The sequence below is a fragment of the Rhodococcus sp. BP-160 genome, from assembly GCF_019836205.1.
Classification (GTDB): domain Bacteria; phylum Actinomycetota; class Actinomycetes; order Mycobacteriales; family Mycobacteriaceae; genus Rhodococcoides.
Genome location: NZ_JABUEK010000002.1, coordinates 323,187 through 342,272 on the forward strand (window position 1 = coordinate 323,187; position 19,086 = coordinate 342,272).

At 69.2% G+C, this 19,086-nt stretch carries 21 protein-coding genes and 1 tRNA gene; 13 read left to right on the top strand and 9 right to left on the bottom strand.

What is annotated here, in order from left to right; genetic code table 11:
• Positions 1-134: 134 nt before the first annotated feature.
• From HQ306_RS07960 to HQ306_RS07975, 4 genes are read left to right on the top strand one after another with little or no spacing between them, the layout of a single operon-like run.
• Positions 135-635: an SRPBCC family protein gene (locus tag HQ306_RS07960; protein ID WP_222630408.1), complete on the top strand. Its 501-nt coding sequence runs from the start codon at positions 135-137 to the stop codon at positions 633-635.
• 58 nt (positions 636-693) lie between these two features.
• Positions 694-1,527, top strand: a complete 834-nt coding sequence (recO, locus tag HQ306_RS07965) for a DNA repair protein RecO (RefSeq protein WP_027505725.1) — start codon at positions 694-696, stop codon at positions 1,525-1,527.
• On the top strand, positions 1,478-2,284 hold the full coding sequence (locus tag HQ306_RS07970) for an isoprenyl transferase (protein ID WP_027505726.1): 807 nt from the start codon (positions 1,478-1,480) through the stop codon (positions 2,282-2,284). Before recO ends, HQ306_RS07970 begins: the two co-directional genes overlap by 50 nt.
• The gene (locus tag HQ306_RS07975) at positions 2,281-2,685 is read left to right on the top strand and encodes a hypothetical protein (RefSeq protein ID WP_027505727.1); all 405 of its coding nucleotides are present in this window, start codon (positions 2,281-2,283) and stop codon (positions 2,683-2,685) included. The genes HQ306_RS07970 and HQ306_RS07975 overlap by 4 nt, the downstream gene beginning before the upstream one ends.
• Position 2,686: 1 nt before the next feature.
• On the opposite strand, the gene HQ306_RS07980 is transcribed toward HQ306_RS07975, so the two are convergent.
• Together HQ306_RS07980 and HQ306_RS07985 are read right to left on the bottom strand one after the other, a co-directional pair.
• The gene (locus tag HQ306_RS07980) at positions 2,687-3,091 is read right to left on the bottom strand and encodes a Fur family transcriptional regulator (RefSeq protein WP_027505728.1); all 405 of its coding nucleotides are present in this window, start codon (positions 3,089-3,091) and stop codon (positions 2,687-2,689) included.
• Entirely contained in the window at positions 3,088-3,435 is a 348-nt protein-coding gene (locus HQ306_RS07985) for a metalloregulator ArsR/SmtB family transcription factor (protein ID WP_027505729.1), read from the bottom strand. Before HQ306_RS07985 ends, HQ306_RS07980 begins: the two co-directional genes overlap by 4 nt.
• 202 nt (positions 3,436-3,637) lie before the next feature.
• On the opposite strand from HQ306_RS07985, the gene HQ306_RS07990 reads away from it, so the two are divergent.
• Complete coding sequence (locus HQ306_RS07990; RefSeq protein WP_222630410.1) at positions 3,638-5,023, top strand: glycine--tRNA ligase; 1,386 nt, start codon at positions 3,638-3,640, stop codon at positions 5,021-5,023.
• Positions 5,024-5,026: 3 nt separating this feature from the next.
• On the opposite strand, the gene HQ306_RS07995 is transcribed toward HQ306_RS07990, so the two are convergent.
• The 3 genes from HQ306_RS07995 to HQ306_RS08005 all read right to left on the bottom strand — a co-directional run bounded on the left by HQ306_RS07995 (position 5,027) and on the right by HQ306_RS08005 (position 8,365).
• Positions 5,027-5,458, bottom strand: a complete 432-nt coding sequence (locus HQ306_RS07995; protein ID WP_027505731.1) for an SRPBCC family protein — start codon at positions 5,456-5,458, stop codon at positions 5,027-5,029.
• 74 nt (positions 5,459-5,532) lie between these two features.
• The gene (locus HQ306_RS08000) at positions 5,533-6,339 is read right to left on the bottom strand and encodes a hypothetical protein (RefSeq protein WP_222630412.1); all 807 of its coding nucleotides are present in this window, start codon (positions 6,337-6,339) and stop codon (positions 5,533-5,535) included.
• Between the two features lie 4 nt (positions 6,340-6,343).
• Positions 6,344-8,365, bottom strand: a complete 2,022-nt coding sequence (locus HQ306_RS08005) for a TPM domain-containing protein (RefSeq protein ID WP_222630414.1) — start codon at positions 8,363-8,365, stop codon at positions 6,344-6,346.
• Between the two features lie 127 nt (positions 8,366-8,492).
• On the opposite strand from HQ306_RS08005, the gene HQ306_RS08010 reads away from it, so the two are divergent.
• Genes HQ306_RS08010 through dnaG form a run of 7 tightly spaced genes read left to right on the top strand, consistent with a single transcriptional unit; the run spans position 8,493 to position 16,034 of the window.
• On the top strand, positions 8,493-9,407 hold the full coding sequence (locus HQ306_RS08010; protein WP_222630415.1) for an ABC transporter ATP-binding protein: 915 nt from the start codon (positions 8,493-8,495) through the stop codon (positions 9,405-9,407).
• The gene (locus tag HQ306_RS08015; protein WP_222630423.1) at positions 9,404-10,207 is read left to right on the top strand and encodes an ABC transporter permease; all 804 of its coding nucleotides are present in this window, start codon (positions 9,404-9,406) and stop codon (positions 10,205-10,207) included. The genes HQ306_RS08010 and HQ306_RS08015 overlap by 4 nt, the downstream gene beginning before the upstream one ends.
• A 35-nt stretch (positions 10,208-10,242) precedes the next feature.
• A complete protein-coding gene (locus tag HQ306_RS22570) occupies positions 10,243-11,442 on the top strand; it encodes a histidine kinase (protein WP_222630425.1) in 1,200 nt (399 codons plus the stop codon).
• Positions 11,439-12,047, top strand: a complete 609-nt coding sequence (locus HQ306_RS08025) for a response regulator transcription factor (protein ID WP_027505737.1) — start codon at positions 11,439-11,441, stop codon at positions 12,045-12,047. Before HQ306_RS22570 ends, HQ306_RS08025 begins: the two co-directional genes overlap by 4 nt.
• Positions 12,048-12,093: 46 nt before the next feature.
• The gene (locus HQ306_RS08030; RefSeq protein WP_027505738.1) at positions 12,094-12,783 is read left to right on the top strand and encodes a YdcF family protein; all 690 of its coding nucleotides are present in this window, start codon (positions 12,094-12,096) and stop codon (positions 12,781-12,783) included.
• Positions 12,780-14,051: a deoxyguanosinetriphosphate triphosphohydrolase gene (locus HQ306_RS08035; RefSeq protein WP_222630427.1), complete on the top strand. Its 1,272-nt coding sequence runs from the start codon at positions 12,780-12,782 to the stop codon at positions 14,049-14,051. The genes HQ306_RS08030 and HQ306_RS08035 overlap by 4 nt, the downstream gene beginning before the upstream one ends.
• Positions 14,052-14,108: 57 nt before the next feature.
• A complete protein-coding gene (gene dnaG, locus HQ306_RS08040) occupies positions 14,109-16,034 on the top strand; it encodes a DNA primase (RefSeq protein ID WP_056445766.1) in 1,926 nt (641 codons plus the stop codon).
• Here the strand turns inward: dnaG and HQ306_RS08045 are convergent.
• Together HQ306_RS08045 and HQ306_RS08050 are read right to left on the bottom strand one after the other, a co-directional pair.
• Positions 16,031-16,267 (bottom strand): hypothetical protein, encoded by a 237-nt coding sequence (locus tag HQ306_RS08045; protein WP_027505741.1) that lies wholly within the window; start codon positions 16,265-16,267, stop codon positions 16,031-16,033. The genes dnaG and HQ306_RS08045 overlap by 4 nt on opposite strands.
• Positions 16,268-16,396: 129 nt before the next feature.
• Positions 16,397-16,469 (bottom strand) — tRNA-Asn (locus HQ306_RS08050).
• A 167-nt stretch (positions 16,470-16,636) separates the two neighbouring features.
• Between HQ306_RS08050 and HQ306_RS08055 the strand changes: the two genes are divergently transcribed.
• On the top strand, positions 16,637-17,530 hold the full coding sequence (locus tag HQ306_RS08055; protein ID WP_056445764.1) for a siderophore-interacting protein: 894 nt from the start codon (positions 16,637-16,639) through the stop codon (positions 17,528-17,530).
• Here HQ306_RS08055 and HQ306_RS08060 read toward each other — a convergent pair.
• Both HQ306_RS08060 and HQ306_RS08065 read right to left on the bottom strand, forming a co-directional pair.
• Complete coding sequence (locus HQ306_RS08060; protein ID WP_222630434.1) at positions 17,497-18,051, bottom strand: hypothetical protein; 555 nt, start codon at positions 18,049-18,051, stop codon at positions 17,497-17,499. The two genes, HQ306_RS08055 and HQ306_RS08060, sit on opposite strands and share 34 nt — an antisense overlap.
• A 4-nt stretch (positions 18,052-18,055) precedes the next feature.
• Positions 18,056-18,988: an SDR family oxidoreductase gene (locus HQ306_RS08065; protein WP_051613353.1), complete on the bottom strand. Its 933-nt coding sequence runs from the start codon at positions 18,986-18,988 to the stop codon at positions 18,056-18,058.
• Positions 18,989-19,086 lie beyond the last annotated feature (98 nt).

A 19,086-nucleotide genomic window follows, 5' to 3' on the forward strand; every position in this document is an offset into this window, starting at 1 on the left:
CGTCACTCCTTCATGTCGCGCGTGCCCCTCTGGTCGAGGGTAGTGCGCGGCGCCGACACGACCGGTCGGACGACGCGCTTCCACTCCTGTCTACCCGCGCCGACGATTCCGTACCCGTCGCCTAGCGTGAGGCCATGACGAGAACTCGCACCGTGTCCGATCACGTCGACGTCGCGGCATCGCCCGACGAGGTCTACGCACTGGTCAGCGATCCGACGCAGACGCATCGGTGGAGCCCCGAGAACACGGGAGCGGTGGTGGACGAGCCGCGCCGTGGAGGTACCTACGAGGGCATGACGTTCGTCGGCCGCAACAAGCGCGGCCGGGCGACGTGGAGCACGCGGTGCGTGGTGACAGCCGCCGAGCCCGCACGGCGATTCGCGTTCCGGGTGGAGGTCATCGGACCCGGCAAGCCGATCGTCCGCGCACGGAACGCGAGCTGGGAGTACACCTTCGCGCCAGTGGACGGCGGCACCCGCGTCACCGAGACGTGGACGGACGATCGGCCGTGGCCCGACGCGGTTGCCGCGCTGTTCGACAAGGTGGCCACCGGGGGCAGTTCCTTCGCGTCCTTCCAGCGCCGCAACATCGCGCGGACGCTGGCGAATCTGCAGGCCGAGCTCGGCGCTCCCTGACCTCGCCCGGTCGTCCTGCGTGGGACAATGGCACGGTGCCGGCGAGCAGAGGTGGAGTGTGAGGTCGTATCGCGATCATGCCGTCGTCCTGCGCCAGCACAAGCTCGGTGAGGCCGACCGCATCGTCACGCTCCTCACCCGCCGCCACGGACTGGTGCGCGCAGTAGCGAAGGGCGTGCGCCGCACGACGTCGAAGTTCGGCGCCCGGCTCGAGCCGTTCGCCTACATCGACGTGCAGCTGTATCCCGGTCGCAACCTCGACATCGTGACCCAGGTACAGACCGTCGAGTCGTTCGCGTCCGACATCGTCGCCGACTACGGCCGCTACACCACCGGGTGCGCCGTCCTCGAGACCTCCGAGCGACTGGCGGGTGAGGAGCATGCTCCGGCGCCTCGTCTGCATCACCTGACCGTCGGCGCGCTGCGCACCCTGGCCTCCGGGGCTCGCGACTCGGAACTGGTGCTGGACGCGTTCCTGCTGCGGGCGATGAACTTCGCCGGGTGGGCTCCGTCGCTGGACGAGTGCGCGACGTGCGCTGCGCCCGGTCCGCATCGCGCGTTCCACGTCTCTGCCGGGGGAGCGGTGTGCACCCACTGTCGCCCCGCCGGGTCCAGCACACCCTCGGTGGGTGTGCTCGACCTGATGTCGGCCCTGCAGAGCGGCGACTGGGCGGGTACCGAGGCGTCGACCGACTCGATGCGCGTGCAGGCGAGCGGTCTGGTGGCCGCGCACCTGCAGTGGCATCTCGAACGGCAACTCCGCACCCTCCCGTTCGTCGAACGCAGCGGCGGGTCCGGGACCGCCGGGTCCGCACCCGCCGGAGAAACTCCGGTCGGGCAGGATGAGACCCGTGATCCGTCGAAGTCCACGCGAGCAGCCCACCCGGCGTGAGGTCCGCGCGCCCGATCCGCACCCGTCCGGTGCCCGCGCGCCGATCCTGCAGCCGGAGCTGATTCCCCGCCACGTGGCGCTCGTCATGGACGGCAACGGACGCTGGGCGCAGGATCGCGGACTGCCCCGCACCGCCGGTCACGAGCGCGGCGAGGCCGTCCTCATGGACACGGTCTGCGGATGCATCGACATCGGCGTGCGGTGGCTGTCCGCCTACGCGTTCTCGACGGAGAACTGGCGCCGCAGCCCGGACGAGGTGAAGTTCCTCATGGGCTTCAACCGCGACGTCATCCGCCGCCGCCGCGACGAGATGCACGAGATGGGGGTGCGCGTCCGCTGGGCGGGGCGCCGACCTCGTCTGTGGCGCAGCGTCATCAACGAACTCGAGACGGCCGAAGAGCTCACGAAGGACAACACCGTCATGACGCTGACGATGTGCGTCAACTATGGCGGCCGCGCCGAGATCGTGGACGCAGCCCGCGAGATCGCCCGTCGCGCAGCAGCCGGACAGCTCGATCCCGACAAGATCTCCGAGGCGTCCTTCGCGAAGTACCTCGACGAACCGGACATGCCCGACGTGGACCTCTTCCTGCGGCCGTCCGGCGAGCAGCGCACGTCCAATTTCCTGATCTGGCAGTCCGCCTACGCGGAGATGGTGTTCCAGGAGAAGCTCTTTCCCGATTTCGATCGCCGCGACCTGTGGGCCGCGTGCGTCGAGTACGCCTCGCGTGACCGCAGATTCGGTGGTGTGAAATGACGGAGCAGGACATCGTGGCGGCCCTGCAGGACCGTGCCCGGCTGGCACTCGGACAGTTCGCGGACGTGTCCGTGGGCGACGACGGATCGCTCGGGTTCAGCTACGCGGGCGCACTCTGCTCGCTGCGTGCGGTCGCTCTGAGTCCGGGACTCGAGGTGCTCGCTCTGACGGCCGTGCTGGCCTGGGACCGTCCGTCGTCGGGAACGCTGCGGGCGCGAGTGGCGGTGCGCAACAGCGAGTCCCAGTTCGGCTCGATCTCGCTCACGACGCACGGGTCGCAGGCCGACGTCGTGATGCGCTACACGTTCCCGGCGTCGGGTCTCGACGACGAACCACTCATGACGATGCTCGTCCTGGTGCTCTCGGGTGTGGAGAAGGCGCGCGTCGGCCTGGTGCCGTGACTCATCGCGCGGCGCACTCGCTGCAGGTGCCGAAGATCTCGGCGGTGTGGCTGACGTCGCTGAAACCGTGCTTCGACGCCACCGACTTGGTCCAGCGCTCCACGGCGGCACCTTCCACCTCGACGGTGAAGCCGCAGTCGCGGCACACCAGATGGTGGTGGTGACCGTCGGAGCACCGGCGGTAGACGGACTCACCGGAATCGGTCCGCAGGACGTCGATGGTGCCGGCGTCCGCGAGGGCCTGCAGGGTGCGGTAGACGGTGGTGAGGCCGATACCGTCGCCACGCTTGCGCAGTTCGTCGTGCAGCTCCTGCGCCGACCGGAACTCGTCGACGGTCTCCAGCAGTTCGGAGATGGCGCTGCGCTGCTTGGTCGAGCGCACACCGATGGTGCGGGGAGCGGTCACGAGTGGTTCTCCTCCTGAGCGTGGGCGACGGCGTCGACGACGATGTGGGCGAGGTGGTCGTCCACCAGGCGGTACAGGACCTCGCGTCCGGCACGCTCACCGCGGACGACGCCCGCGGCCTTGAGGACACGCAGGTGCTGGCTGATGAGGGGCTGCGTCACGCCCAGCGCACCGACCAGCTCGTGCACGCACCGTTCCGACTCGCGCAGTTGCAGCACGATCGCGATGCGCACCGGAGCAGCGAGTGCACGCAGCAGGTCGCCTGCGCCGCCCAGCACGTCCTTGGACGGCAGCGGAACGGGGCTCGGAGCCGCGGGAGGGACCACCGTGTCGTCGATGCTCATGAAGGTCCTCCTGCACTGTCGGATGGTGCTTAATGGAAACAGTAACCACTTTCGACACCTACTCTGATATGCGCGGACGTGCATGTCAACTCACCGGTGCTCGAAGACCGGGACGTCGCCGGATAGTCTGATGTGTCGCGAGCAGAGGGACACCCCCTCGCTCGGCAGTACTACCGACCACCCGAGATGGAGAGCTGGCCCCGTGGCACCGAAGTCCAAGATCGATACCGTCGCCAACCTGGCCAAACGCCGGGGACTCGTCTATCAGTGTGGCGAGATCTACGGCGGAACCAAGTCGGCCTGGGATTACGGCCCCCTCGGCGTGGAGCTGAAGGACAACATCAAGAAGCAGTGGTGGCGCAACATGATCACCAGCCGCGAGGACACGGTGGGTCTCGACTCGTCCGTGATCCTGCCGCGCGAGGTGTGGGAAGCGTCCGGCCACGTCGAGACGTTCTCCGATCCGCTGGTCGAGTCGCTCCACACCCACAAGCGCTACCGCGCCGATCACCTTCTCGAAGCGTACGAGGAGAAGCACGGCCACCCGCCGGAGAACGGACTCGCCGACATCCGCGATCCCGAGACCGGCGAGCCCGGTTCCTGGACGGAGCCGCGCGCGTTCTCCGGACTGCTCAAGACGTTCCTCGGACCTGTCGACGACGAGGCAGGCCTGCACTACCTCCGCCCCGAGACGGCGCAGGGCATCTTCGTCAACTTCGCCAACGTGCTCACCACGTCGCGCAAGAAGCCGCCGTTCGGCATCGGCCAGATCGGCAAGAGCTTCCGCAACGAGATCACGCCCGGCAACTTCATCTTCCGCACCCGCGAGTTCGAGCAGATGGAGATGGAGTTCTTCGTCAAGCCCGGCGAGGACGAGCAGTGGCACCAGTACTGGATCGACTACCGCATGAAGTGGTACACCGACCTGGGCATCGACCCGGAGAACCTGCGCCTGTACGAGCACGCGCAGGAGAAGCTGTCGCACTACTCCAAGCGCACCGTGGACATCGAGTACCGCTTCGAGTTCCAGGGCAGCGCGTGGGGCGAGCTCGAGGGCGTCGCCAACCGCACCGACTTCGATCTGTCGACGCACTCGAAGCACTCGGGCACCGACCTGAGCTTCTACGACCAGGCCAACGACGAGCGTTACACGCCGTACGTCATCGAACCTGCTGCGGGACTGACGCGTTCGCTCATGGCCTTCCTCGTCGACGCGTACCACGAGGACGAGGCGCCCAATGCGAAGGGCGGCGTGGACAAGCGGACCGTGCTGCGACTCGATCGTCGTCTGGCGCCGGTCAAAGCCGCCGTGCTCCCGCTGAGCCGCAACGCCGACCTGACGCCCAAGGCCAAGGACCTCGCGGCGACTCTGCGACAGAACTGGAACGTCGAGTTCGACGACGCCGGCGCCATCGGTCGCCGCTACCGTCGCCAGGACGAGATCGGCACCCCGTTCTGCATCACGGTCGACTTCGACACGCTGGAAGACCATGCGGTCACCATCCGCGAGCGCGACAGCATGGCACAGGAGCGGATCGCCCTCGATCAGGTCGAGGGCTACCTCGCCACCCGCCTGCTGGGCTGCTGACCGCTACTTCTGCAGAGCAGCGGTCATCTGCTCCTCGGTCTCTTTCCCGACCCGCTCGAAGGCGATGCCGGCGAGCGGGTCGGCCAGTTTCGCGAGGCCGTTGAACTCGATGTTCGCGTGATAGGTGATCTCGGTGGAGGTCGGGCCGGCCTCGTTCAGCGTGATGTCGTCGGTGCTCGTCGCGGTCTTGTTCGTGCCCTTCAGGACGATGTGGCCGGGCTCGTCGACCTCGAGACGGTAGGTCAGCTCGGTCGAGATGCCGTACAGCTTCGACGTGTTGTTCCATTCCGTGCCGACGGCGACCGGTCCGGGCGTGGACTGCGTGCACTCCACGGTGCCCGGATCCCATTCGGTGGCGTTCGCGAAGTCGCGCAGGTACGCGGCCACGTCCGCCCGTGATCGGGTGACGGTGAAGGTGCGGGTGACATCGACCATGGCGTGTCGGACTCCTGAGCTCGAGGATGCGTACCGGGCAGGGATGCCCTCGTCGGACTCGGTCCAATCTGGAGCTACCTGGCGCATGCGCGCTGCTGGTACTCCACCAACTGGCGCTGCACCGACACGGGTACCGGGATGCGGGTGTAGACCGGCACACCGTCACCCACTGCGATCCACGCGGGGAACACGAAGGGCTTCCTGGCGTCCGCGATGACATGCGGTTCGCAGGACGCCGTCGACAGCGTGACCGGGACGTCGATGCTCGCTGTTCCCGACGCCAGCGTGACCGGCACCTCCTCGCTGCTCAGCGCGTAGAGGAGGCTGCCGCGAATCTCGTCGAGGCGCAACGGGTCGTCACCGCCTCGGCGATCCAGGGTGAGCACCGCCGACAGAGGCGCCGCGGGGTCCGCCGGTGGAGGGCCGGGAACCAGGGTGACCGCGACGATGTCGGCGAGTTCGGCGGCGGCACATTCTTCGGCGTGGATTCGGTTCAGGGTGTCGTTCTGCGACGCGAGCGGCACCTCGACCGCGATGTCGTCACTCGTCTCGACGACCGCTGTCGCCGGTTCCGCTCCGACATCGCACAGCGCTGTTCCGTACGGCACTGTGACGTCGATGCGGGAGCCGCGGTCGAGCGTGATCTCGCGAGGTGTCGCGTCGACCGTCTCGAAGCCGGGAGAACGCAGTGCGACCGACCGGACGGTGACCGGCTGCTCCGACGCGCCGGTGAGCGTCACCTGAAGCTGTCCGCCCACCGCGTCGTCGTCGCGGCTCCGGTAGGTGGATGCGCTCACGGGGGCGCGGACCTCCGGCGGCGACGGTGCGCAGCCGACGAGGAGTGTCAGGGCGAGGGCGCTCGCCGCGACCCGAGCGGTCACCGGCTCAGAAACGTCCGCCGGACGAGCGTCCGATGCGTCCCGAGCTGCCGGAGCCGCCGAACGAGCGCGGACCGCCGCCGAATCCGCCGTAGCCACCGCCACGACGGTTCCCGTACGAGCGGCCCCCGGAGAAGCCGCCCCGCAGCACGCTGTCGATGAGCACGCCGGTGAGGATGCCGCCCGCCGAGGACGAGCCGCCGTACCCACCGCTGTGCCGAGGGCGCTGTGTCGCCTCCCAGTCGGCGACGTCCGCCTGAGCGAGGTGCGACGCCTGCGCAGCGAGGGACAGGGCGGCCGCGGCGTGCTGCAGAGCGCGTGGCGCGTCCGTGGCACCCAGCTGCTGGGCGGCTTGGACGTGCCGTTCGGCCTCGGCGAGCCGCGTACGCGCCTGGACCTTCACCGCGCCGCTGCGGGCGCCGATGTACTCGCTCGCGGCCCGCACCTGTGCCTGCGCCGACGCGAGGTCCCGGTCCAGTCGAGCGCGGGCATGGTCGTCCTGTTCCTTGCTCTGTGTGGCGACGGCGAGTGCGGAGTCGAGTTGCGCGTCGGCTGCGACGAGGGCGTTCATACTGCCCAGCGGATCCTGCGTGCCGCGGGTCCGTGCCCGACCCAACGCCTCGGCGACGGCGGCCCGTGCCGCGGCGAGTCGGTCTCCGCCGTGCGAGGCGAGGCGGTCCGCCGATGCGATGTCGGCTTCCGCGTCGGCCATCGCCGCGTCGAGCCCGGAGCGCGCGGCCTCGATGTCGGCGTCGGCGTGCTCGACGGCGTCGAGCAGCGATCGGGCGCGCGACAGCGCACTCTCCGCGGTGCGCACCGCGGCCACCACCGGTCCCTGGTGACCCACCGGTTGCGCGGCGGCATCACGCCCCTCGTCGATGCTCGCGTCGGCGAGCTCGAGCTGTTCCTTCGCCAGGTCGACGTTGTTCGCCACCGGCGCGAGGACGGAGCTGTCGTACCGCCCCGCGAGGCTCGTCAGCGTCGCCGCCGCCGCGTCCAGCCGCGCCGTCTGCTCCACCTGCCCGCGCGTGAGCGCGTCGAGACGGGAGTCCGCGTCGATCAACAGGTTCCGGATCTCGTCGAACTCGGCGACCTTCTCGTCGAGGTGCCGGTCCGCGTCACTGCACGAGGTGATGATCGACAAGAGCATCTGGCGCCGCTCGTCGGGCGACTCGGGGATCGCGTCATCCAGACGCTGCCTCGTCTCGAACGCGGCCGCGAGCGCGCGGCGGGCGCCGTCGAGAGCCTCGACGAACGGGCGAGCCGCGGCCTGTCCCAGTTCGCCGACGGCAGTGGACAACTCGTCGGCACTGGCCCGGATCGCCTCGTCGGTCTCCACCAGCAGAGCGCGGGAACGCTCGTCCAGGACGTCGAGCGGGAGAGCGGCGAAGGCCGCGGGGTCACTGCCGTCCAACTGCTCGGCGGCCTCCAGTGCATCGGCTCGCCGCCGCCGTGCGCGCAGCCGAGTGAAGGCGAAGGCGCCCAGTACGAGGACGAGGATCACGCCGACGGCGACCCAGAGACCTGCCGATCCCGAGCCGGTGGTCGACGCCGCCTTGCCCAGGCCGGTGGCTGCCGCCGTCGCCGCGCCCGCCCAGTTCTCCTCGCGCAGCGCCGGTTCGATCGAGGCCTGCTCGAGTTCGGAGATCTCCGAGTCCGAGATGCTCGACAGCGCCTGGGGAACGTTCAGGACGTACGAGCGGGCCTGCGTCGCGACCGCCATGAGCACATCACGGTCCCCGAAGTCGCTGGTGGACGCCGTGCGCTCACCCCACGAGGTGGCAGCCTGGCCCGAGAAGTCGTCGACGAAGACCACCCAGAGCCGGAAGCCCTGCTCGTCGTAGAGGGTGTCGACGGCGGACTGCACCTCGGACACCTCACCGGCATCGAGTGCGCCGGCCTGATCGGTGACCTGCTCGGGCACTCGGAACGGTTCCTCGGCGGAGGCGGGCACGCCCACACCGACCACGGCGAGGACGAACAGGATCGCGGTGGTGGCGGCACGCAGGAGCACTCGGACCCGGGTCATGGTGGGAACCTACCGGGAGCGTGGCCGAACGGTGCGAACGAGGACGAGAGACCCGTGACAACTGTCATGCCGCGGTCGTGACGCACGAACGAGGGTTCGTCCCTCGCATCGGAGCAGTGTTCTTCTCATGACCACACCAGCGATTCACCTCGACCATCTGCGGAAGTCGTTCGCCGGGCCGGGCCACACCCGTGTCCAGGCCGTCGACGACCTGTCACTCGTCGTCCACCCGGGCGAGATCGTCGCGTTCCTCGGGCCCAACGGCGCCGGCAAGACCACCACGATCGACATGATGCTGGGCCTCGGTCGACCCGACGAGGGCTCCGTCGCCCTCTTCGGCGGATCGCCCGAGGACGCCGTCGCGACGGGCCGCGTGTCGGCGGTGATGCAGAGCGGGGGACTGCTCAAGGACATCACCGTCGAGGAGACCCTTCGCCTCATCGGCACCCTGTACTCGTCCACGCGGCCCGTCTCGGAGGTCCTGGCACGCGCAGGCATCGCGGACATCGGGGGCCGGATGGTGGGGAAGTGCTCCGGCGGTCAGCAGCAGCGGTTGCGGTTCGCGCTCGCCCTGCTCCCGGATCCCGATCTCATCGTGCTCGACGAGCCGACCACGGGCATGGACGTGGAGGGCCGACGTGAGTTCTGGGCCGCCATGCGCGAGGACACCTCGCACGGACGCACGGTCCTGTTCGCCACGCACTACCTCGACGAGGCGGACGCCTACGCCGACCGCATCGTGCTGCTGCGCGACGGGCGCATCGTGGCGGACGGCACCGCGGCCGAGATCAAGAACGTGGCGTCCGGCCGGCGGGTCTCGGCGATCCTGCCGGGCGCGCGGGCAGCCGATCTGCTGGCCGTTCCCGGCGTCGACGACGTCGAGATCCACGGTGACCGGCTCACCGTCCACGCGACGGACTCGGATGCGGTCGCTCGATACCTGTTCGCACACACCGCAGCTCGCGAGGTGGAGATCGTTCCCCACACTCTCGAGGACGCGTTCCTGACCCTCACCACCGACACCACCGGGAGCCTCGCATGACCGCCACCGATTCGACCACCACCACCACCACCACTACCACCGTCCGGACGCTGCCGGCTCGGGGCGGATTCAACGCCGGCTTCCTCGCACTCGAGATGCGCCGGATGTTGCGGAACCGCCGCACCGTCGTCTTCGCACTCGTCGTCCCGCCGATCTTCTTCCTCATCTTCGGGCTGCAGGGTGATCTGAAGACCGAGTCGGCAGGATCGGCGAACGTCACCGGCTACGTCATGGTGAGCATGGCGCTCTACGGCGCGATGCTGGCCACCACGAGCGGCGGCGCCATGGTCTCGATCGAACGCGGACTCGGATGGAGCCGTCAGCTGCGGCTCACCCCGCTGACCCCCACCGCGTACATCGCGGTGAAGGTCGTCGTCGCCATGGCGCTCGGGCTCGTGTCCGTGGCCGTCGTCTTCGCCGTCGGTGCGGCGACAGGCGCGACTCTTCCCGCCGCGGCATGGGTGGAGTGCTTCGTGCTCGCCTGGATCACCTCGATCGTGTTCGCGGCGTTCGGCCTCTTCATGGGGTACCTGCTGCCGTCGGAGAACGTGATGCAGATTCTCGGACCCGGTCTCGCTGTGCTCGCGTTCGCCGGTGGTCTCTTCGTCCCGGCGAGTGGATGGTTCGCGACTGTGGCGAAGTTCGTCCCCACGTACGGGGTGGCCACGTTGGCGCGGTCGCCGCTCGGGGACACCTCGTGGACGTCGCTGGTGGAGGCGCTCGTCAACGTCGCGGTGTGGACGACGATCTTCGTGATCGGCGCGATGACGATGTTCCGCAAGGACACCGCCCGCGTATGACACGTCCGGACACCAGGGGGTCTAGCGTGGCGGCGGTGAGCAGGACCACCGCCGCCGCGCTCGGCCGTCGTCAGGGCCTCGTGCAGTCACTTCGGTCGCATGTCGTCATCGAGCCGCGCGAGGTGAACGTCGACGACAGCGAGGGGACGCGACTGCGCGCCGCCGTGCGCCGAGGCTGGATCTTCAGTGCGGTGTGGCTGGCCTACCTGATCTATCCGGTACGGGCGGTGTGGAGTTACGACGGGCCCGTCCACTGGCAGGTGGCCGCAGCGCTGTGTCTGCTTGCCTTCGCCGCGGTGTTCCTGGGTGGTTTCCGCGACTTCCGTGGTCGGCTGCACGCCGAGGCGCAGGTGCGAGTACCCCGACAGTGGGCTGTGGTGGTGGCGCTGATGCTGCTGCTGGTTCCGGTCGCTCCCGCAGCCGGCGACTCCGTGTTGACGGGATGCGTGTTCGTGGCGGTTCTCGCCGTCATGACCCTCCCGCCCCGATCAGGTCTCCTCGTGCTCGCTGCGAATGTCGCCGCGGTCGAGGTGCTTCCCCGTGTCGTCCCGAAGTGGACCCCGGACGATTCCGCCGGGTTCACCGTGGCGGTGGCCGCGTTCGCCGCCTGGGGAATCAGCCAACTCGTCGCTCGCAACATCCAGTTGACCGAGGCGCGCCGCCGCCTGTCCGACCTTGCCGTGGTCGAGGAGCGCGAGAGAGTCGCTCGCGACGTCCACGACATCCTCGGCCACTCGCTGACCGTCATCACCATGAAGGCCGAGCTGGCCGGGCGACTCGTCGAGGTGGATCCGGCGCGTGCCGCTGTCGAGATCGCCGACGTCGAGAGCCTCTCGCGCGCAGCGCTCGCCGACGTGCGATCGACGGTGGGCGGGCTGCGACACCTGCGACTCGACACCGAGATACGCGGAGTGCGCAGCGCCGTCGAAGCGGCAGGGATGACACTGCACATCGAGGGGTCGGTGCGTGACGTGGCGGAGGAGTTCCGTGAGCTGTTCGCCTGGGCGCTCCGGGAAGCGGTGACGAACGTGGTGCGTCACAGCGGCGGAACCGAGTGCCGGGTGCGACTCGATGCCCGCCGGATCACCGTCGCGGACAACGGCATCGGGCCGCAGGGCGAGTCCACGGGCACCGGCCTGCGGGGACTCACCGACCGCGCGGACGCCCTCGGCGCCGTCGTCCGGGTCGCGCGCGGAGGAGACGGTGGGTTCACGGTGACGGTGACGGCGCCGTGACGATCCGACTCCTGCTGGCCGACGACCAGGCCCTGGTCCGCGGCGCTCTGGCCGCCCTGTTGGGACTCGAGCACGATCTCGACGTCGTCGCGGAGGTGGGGCGCGGCGACGAGGTGGTGCCCGCAGCGCTCGAGCACCGTCCCGACGTGGCGCTGCTCGACGTCGAGATGCCCGGGGGAGACGGCATCGCGACCACCGCCCTGCTGAGGGCGGCAGTCCCCACGTGTCGCGTGCTCGTGGTCACCACCTTCGGACGGCCCGGGTACGTGCGGCGGGCCATCGACGCCGGTGCCGGCGGATTCGTGGTCAAGGACACGCCCGCTCGCCAGCTCGCCGAGGCGGTCCGGCGGGTCCACGCCGGGATGCGCGTCATCGACCCGGCACTGGCGACGGAGACGCTGACGGCCGGGAACTCGCCCCTGACACCGCGGGAGCGGGACGTCCTGTCCGCGGCTCGCTCCGGGACCACCGCCGGGTCCATCGCCGCCGCACTGCACCTCTCCGAGGGCACGGTGCGGAACCATCTCTCCGCCGCCATCGGGAAGACCGGTGCCACCACGCGCGCCGAGGCCGTGCGCATCGCGGAGGACAACGGGTGGTTGTGAGGCGCGCCGGACCGATCTCCGCGGGTGCGGCTGGCAGAATCGACGTGTGAGTACCGACTACCGCTACGACGACCCGTACGTGCCGCAGCCCGATCGTCTCGGCTTCGGCGGCACCGTCGCGCGCTGGCTCCGTCGGCTCGTGGCGGGCGTGGTCCTCGTGGGAGTGCTCCTCGTCGGTGGGACCGCCGTGCGGGTGTGGCAGGTGGCTCGGATCGACGATCACACGCCGTCGGACGCCATCGTCGTGCTCGGCGCGGCCCAGTACGACGGCGTCCCCTCGTCGGTCTTCGAGGCGCGACTAGAACAGGCGTCGGCGCTGTTCTCCAGCGGGGTCGCTCCGCTGATCGTGACGGTCGGTGGCAAGCAGGTGGGCGACAACTACACCGAGGCGGCGTCGGGTCGGAACTACCTGATGGATCAGGGTGTTCCGGGCGAGGACATCGTCGCCGTCGAGGAGGGGTCGGACACCCTGCTGAGCATCGAGGCCGTCGCGGCGGAGTTGCAGTCGCGAGGACTGACCGACATCACCCTGGTGAGCGATCCGTGGCACTCGCTGCGCACCCGCACCATGGCGCGCGACGCCGGTCTGGACGCGTGGACGTCGCCCACTCGCCAGGGCCCCGCCGTGTTCACCCGCGAGTCGCAGATCCACGGGATCGCCAGGGAGACAGCGGCTCTGCTGTGGTACCAGCTGACGCACTACTCCGCGGACTTCCAGTACACGGCCAGCCAGTGACGCAGTACGACGCGGCGGACCTCGAACGACTGGTGGCGGAGGGGCCGAAGACGGCCGCGCTGGTGCTCACCGAGACACCCGGCGATTCGCGAGGACACTTCGCCCGTGATCGCGCCCGGGTGCTGCACTCGGCCGCGTTGCGACGCCTCGCCGACAAGACTCAGGTCACCGGTCCCCGTGAGGGGGACACGCCCCGCACCCGATTGACGCACTCTCTGGAGGTCGCCCAGATCGGGCGCAGCATCGCCGACGGCATCGGGTGCGACCCCGATCTGGTGGAACTGGCCGGGCTGGCCCACGACATCGGCCACCCGCCCTACGGCCACAACGGCGAGCGAGCTCTCGACGAGGTGGCCGAGTCCTGCGGCGGGTTCGAGGGCAACGCTCAGAACCTTCGGATCCTCACGGTGCTGGAACCGAAGGTCCTCACCGAGGACGGCGCCAGCGCCGGGTTGAACCTCACTCGTGCCTCGCTCGATGCCGCGATCAAGTACCCGTGGCTGCGGCCGCGGCCGGGCGCGAAGTTCGGCGCCTACGACGACGACGCCGACACCCTCACCTGGATCCGCGAGGGCGCACCCGAGGGTCGTCAGAGCCTGGAGGCGCAGGCGATGGACTGGGCCGACGACGTCGCGTACTCGGTGCACGACGTGGAGGACGGCATCATCGCCGGGCGCATCGACCTCCGGTCGCTGGCGGACCCCAGCGAGCAGTCGGCCCTCGCCGAGATGTCGGTGAGCGAGTTCCGCGGCTTCGACCGTGACCACATGCGCGAGGCCGCTCAGCGGTTGTCGGAGATGCCGGTGGTCACCGATGCGTCCGGCTACGACGGCACTCTCGTCCGCTCGGTGGCGCTCAAGCGGATGACGAGCGAACTGGTGGGCCGATTCACCACCGCCGCCATCTCCAGCACCCGGGAGGCGGCCGACGGCAGGCCTGTGCGGCGCTACGAGGCGGATCTCTCCGTGCCGTCGCTGGTCCGAGCGGAGGTGGCGTTGCTCAAGACGATGGCGCTGCGTTACGTGATGTCCGACGCCGGGCACCGGCTCCGGCAGGACCGTCAGCGCGATCGCATCCACCGCGTCGCGGCCTGGCTGCTGTACTCGGCGCCGGCCTCGCTCGATCCGATGTTCGTTCCCGTGTGGAACGCCGCCGCGGACGACGCCCAACGCGTCCGCGTCGTGGTGGATCAGATCGCGTCCTACACGGAGTCGCGGCTCGAACGGGTGGACAAGAGCAGCCTCGGAGCGCAGGCGTCCTGGGGTTAGCGGGTCCGGGTCGGTACGGCGGGGGAGCCGTGTCGGACCCGGCACTAGACTGGGCTCGTGGCCGGCCGGATACCTGAACGCGATGTAGCCGCCATTCGCGAACGCACTCGCATCGAGGACATAGTCGGCGAGTACGTCGCACTGAAGGCTCCGCGAGGCGATTCCATGAGCGGGCTCTGCCCGTTCCACGACGAGAAGAACCCGTCGTTCCACGTCCGGCCGAATCACGGCACCTTCCACTGCTTCGGCTGTGGTGAGGGCGGCGACGTGTACACGTTCCTGCAGAAGATCGAGCACATCACGTTCGTCGAGAGCGTCGAGCAACTCGCGGATCGGCTGAGCTACTCCATCTCGTACGAGGGTGGCGGCACCTCGGTCCAGCGTGATCGTGGGACCCGGTCCCGCCTCGTCGCGGCCAATGCGGCAGCGCAGCAGTTCTACGCCGAGCAACTCGGATCACCCGAGGCGCAGGCGGCGCGGGACTACCTGACGCAGCGCAACTTCGATGCTGCCGCGGCACAGGAGTTCGGGTGCGGGTTCGCCCCGAGTGGGTGGGACACGCTCACCAAGCATCTGCTGAACAAGGGCTTCGAGTTCAAGGAACTCGAGGCGGCCGGGCTGTCCCGCGAGGGCAAGCGGGGTCCGATGGACCGGTTCCACCGTCGATTGCTGTGGCCCATCCGCAACCTGTCCGGTGACGTCATCGGCTTCGGCGCACGCAAGATCTTCGACGACGACACGATGCCGGGAAAGTATGTCAACACCCCGGAGACGTTGCTGTACAAGAAGTCTCAGGTGCTGTTCGGCCTCGATCTGGCGAAGAAGGACATCGCCAAGGGGCATCAGGCCGTCGTCGTCGAGGGCTACACCGACGTCATGGCCATGCACCTGGCGGGAGTTAAGACGGCGGTCGCCTCGTGCGGTACCGCTTTCGGTGACGAGCACCTCGCGCTCCTGCGTCGCCTGCTGATGGACGACAAGTTCTGGCGCGGCGAGATCATCTACACCTTCGACGGGGACTCCGCCGGTCAGGCCGCCGCGATGAAGGCCTTCTCGGGAGACCAGAAGCTCGCCGGCCAGACGTTCATCGCGGTGGCTCCGGACGGGATGGATCCGTGCGACCTGCGCCTCGAGAAGGGGGACGCGGCAGTACGTGATCTCGTCGCGCGTCGTACCCCGCTCTTCGAGTTCGCCATTCGCGGCGCTCTGTCCGAGTGCGATCTCGACACCGCCGAGGGGCAGGTCGAAGCCCTGCGCCGCACCGTGCCGATGGTCGCCCAGATGAAGGACCGTGCGCTCCGCGACAACTACGCGGCTCGGCTCAGCGGCTGGGTGGGCTGGATAGACGAGCGCATGGTGGTCAACCGGGTGCGCGAGGAAGCGGCCAAGATCGCGAAGGGTGGCGCTCCGGCGCCGCTCCGGCGGCCGGTGCGCAGTACCGAGACCGAGAAGGCTGCGCCGGTCGGACCGGCCCATCCGGCGCGCAACGACCCCACGCTGTGGCCGCAGCGCGAAGCCCTCAAGGCAGTCATGCAGCACCCCGGTATCGCCGGGTCCGTGTTCGATTCGCTGCCCCCCGAGACGTTCGGGCACCCGGCGTACGCCGCGGTATCCGAGGCGGTCCGCGAGGCCGGTGGAACGGCCGCGGGGCTCGGGGGCGGGGAGTGGCTCGACGCCGTCGGCAAGAAGGCGGAGCCGAAGGGATTGCGCTCCCTGGTCACGGAACTGGCAGTCGAGGCCATGCCCATCTCCGACGAGGCGACCCCGCGCTACATCTCGGGGGTGCTCGCGCGTCTGCAGGAGGTGTGGGTCGGCCGGCAGGTCGCGGAACTGAAGTCGAAGCTGCAGCGCATGTCACCCATCGAGAAGCCGGACGACTACAACGCGCTGTTCGGCGACCTCATCGCGCTCGAGCAGTACCGCCGCAGCCTGTTGGAGCAGGCCGTCGGCAGCACCACGGACGCGGAGTTCCCCGCCGTCTAGAGCTTGTCGTGCGGGATGTAGAGCTGAGTGTCGTCGACCTGCTTCATCGGCTCGAGCTTCGGCTGCGTGCTGAGGGTGTCGGCCAACTTCTGGCGTCCGGCCGACACGACCTTCTTCGTCGCGGGGCTCGACGCCACCGCCTTCGTCGCGCGGCTGATCTGTTCGTAGCGCGCACGCCCCGCCTTGGTGCCGAGCACGTATCCGGCAGCGATGCCGGCCAACATTCCCATCATGTGAGCGTGAGTCCTTTCGAGACGTCTGATTCCATCCTGCCCGACGTGACCGGGCACGGCGAACTCCCCGGGGCGGGTGCGGCGAAACGAGAAGAGCCCGTGACCGACGACGGTCACGGGCTCTGCGTGCTCCCCCATCTGGACTTGAACCAGAAACCCTTCGATTAACAGTCGAATGCTCTGCCAATTGAGCTATGGGGGAATGTTCGTGGCTCCGACAGCACCCTCTCGGATGCATCCTCGCCGAGAAGAGACTCTAACCCATGGCACCCGTCGACCACCAAATCGCCTCGTCCTGGCACCACCACACCCGGCCTGGTCAGGGTAACCTAACTCGGAACGACGACCTCGACTGCGGGAGCACCGACGATGACCGACGACACCGAGCCGACCTTCTACTGGGCCGAGGTGGTGGACCGGACGACACTGAGCCCCAACCTCGTTCGCCTCACCTTCGGCGGAGAGGACCTGCGCCGGTACCGCCCGGCCGGTGTGGCCGACGAGTGCGTCGCGCTCTACTTCCCGGCTCCCGGCGACGCTCGGCCGCCGGCCATGCAGTGTGTCGACGGGGTCTGGTGGTACCACGACGACGCCACCCGTCCCGAGGGACGCAACTACACGGTGCGACGGGTGACGGACGCCGGTGAGCTGGTGATCGACTTCGTCGCCCACGACGGCGGGGTGGCCGCGTCCTGGGCGCTGTCGGCGCGACCGGGCGACGTCGTGGTCGTCACTCCGCCGCGGCACTGGTTCGCGCCGCCGGCGGACACCGCGTGGTTCCTCCTCGCGGCGGATCTCGCCGGGCTTCCGGCGCTGGGCCGAGTGCTCGAGGAGTTGCCCGCGAACACTCGGGCCCATGCGATCGTCGAGGTTCTCGACGAGGCCGACGTGCAGACGTTCGAGTCGGCGGCCGAGGTGACAGTGCAGTGGTGCATCGGGTCCGGTAACGGGCACGGTCCCGGAGTGCTGCCGGACGCGGTGCAGGCGTGGGAGTTCCCGCCGGGCGAGGGTTACGTCTTCTTCGCGGGGGAGGCCGCGGACTCGCGTGCCGTCCGCAAGTACGTGCGCCGCGAGCAGGGTATGGGCGTCGACCGTTTCGACATCATCGGCTACTGGCGCGTGCGAGCCGAGCAGTGGCTCGCGAAGTACACGGCGGTGGAGAAGGAGGTGTCCGCCGTCTACGTGGGCGCGCTGCAGGAGGGCCGTTCGGAGTCCGAGGCGGCTCTGATCTACGACGAAGCGCTGGAGAAGGTGGGTCTCTGACGCACTCCTCGGCGCGCGAACTCCAGGAGCACCGCACCCGAAGCGACCCCCGCCACGATGTCGATCCACATCCGGTCCGACCCGGCGACGGCCAGGACGAAGCCGAGCACCCCGAGAACGGTCAGCAGCGCGCCCAGGACGTCGAACAGTCGCAGGTGCCACAGGCGCGCCAGGACGACGAAGTGCACGCCGACCACGACGGCCACCCAGGCGACCCCGGCCTCGGGCAGTCCGAGAGGCCCCGCCACGACGCGGATACCGACGAAGAGCAGCACCACCTCGGCGAGCACGATCATGGCGTAACCGCGTCCGAACGGTGTGACACCCGCGGGCACCGTGGCCACGGGATTGCGCGCGATTCCCACGAGAACGGTGATCGCGGCCGCCGCAGCGGCCACACAGAACGCGAGACGCAGGAGTGTCGGCGACGACGCCGAGTTGACCACCACGAACACGAGTCCGAACACGGCGCCGATGAGGGATCCGAGCTTCTGTGGGGGCAACCGGCGTCGGGTGGTCATGGACTCAGTGTGGACGGTCTCCGGTCCGCGCGGTCACTTTCCGCGGGGGAGGTGCGGTCCTGGAGTGGAATACATTGCCCTCCGAATCGTCTTTGGGCTCGCGTGCGATGCCGAAACGCCACATCAACGGCCCGACGAGTCGATCGAAGACCGCCGGGACCAGCGAGTAGCCCGCCGACGCGAACTTGTTGACGAGGCCGAACACCGCATCGGCGTCCCGCTCACGCTGTGGGCGCCGGACGACCGCCGCGACGGCACGGGCGATGACCTCGGGCTCCGCGACGGGGGGAGGCGGCGATCCCGCTCTCCCGACGACGGTGGCGGCCTGCTCGTAGATCGGCGTGTTCACGGCACCGGGTGCGACGGCGCTGACGTGGACGCCGGGATACTGCCGAACCTCCTGCTGGAGAACACGGGTGAGGCCGCGCAGCCCCCATTTGGACGTGACGTAGGTGCCCATCCACGGCACCGCGATACGGCCCAGCAACGAGCCGATGACCACGAGGTGGCCGTGCTCCTGGTCGCGGAACACCGTGAGCGTCGACCGTGCGACGTTCGCGGACCCGAGCAGGTCGACCGACACGGCGTGATCGAACACCTCTGCCGGGGTGTCGAGGAACGTCCCGTAGGACATCACCGCGGCGGAGTGCACGCAGACGTCGAGGCGGCCGAACTGCTCGACGACCTCGGTGACGACCTTGGTCACGTCGTCGCCGCGCACCACGTCGACCGGCTTGACGGCCACCGCGGCGGCGCCGCGTTGCAGGCATTCGTCGGCCACGGCGGCCAGACCGTCACGGCCACGGGCACACACGACGATGGACCAGCCGCGCTCGGCGTAGAGGTGGGCGGTGGCGCGACCGATACCGCTGGACGCGCCGGTGATCAGGATCGTCCCGGCGGATCGACGATCGGTGGGAGAGATGGACTGGGTCATGGATCACCTCGAGTATCGACGCGCTGCCGACGTCGGCGCGCGTCCGGAGAGTCGACGGCCGAGACCGTCGATGGTGACGCCAGTTCTCGACGCCGTCG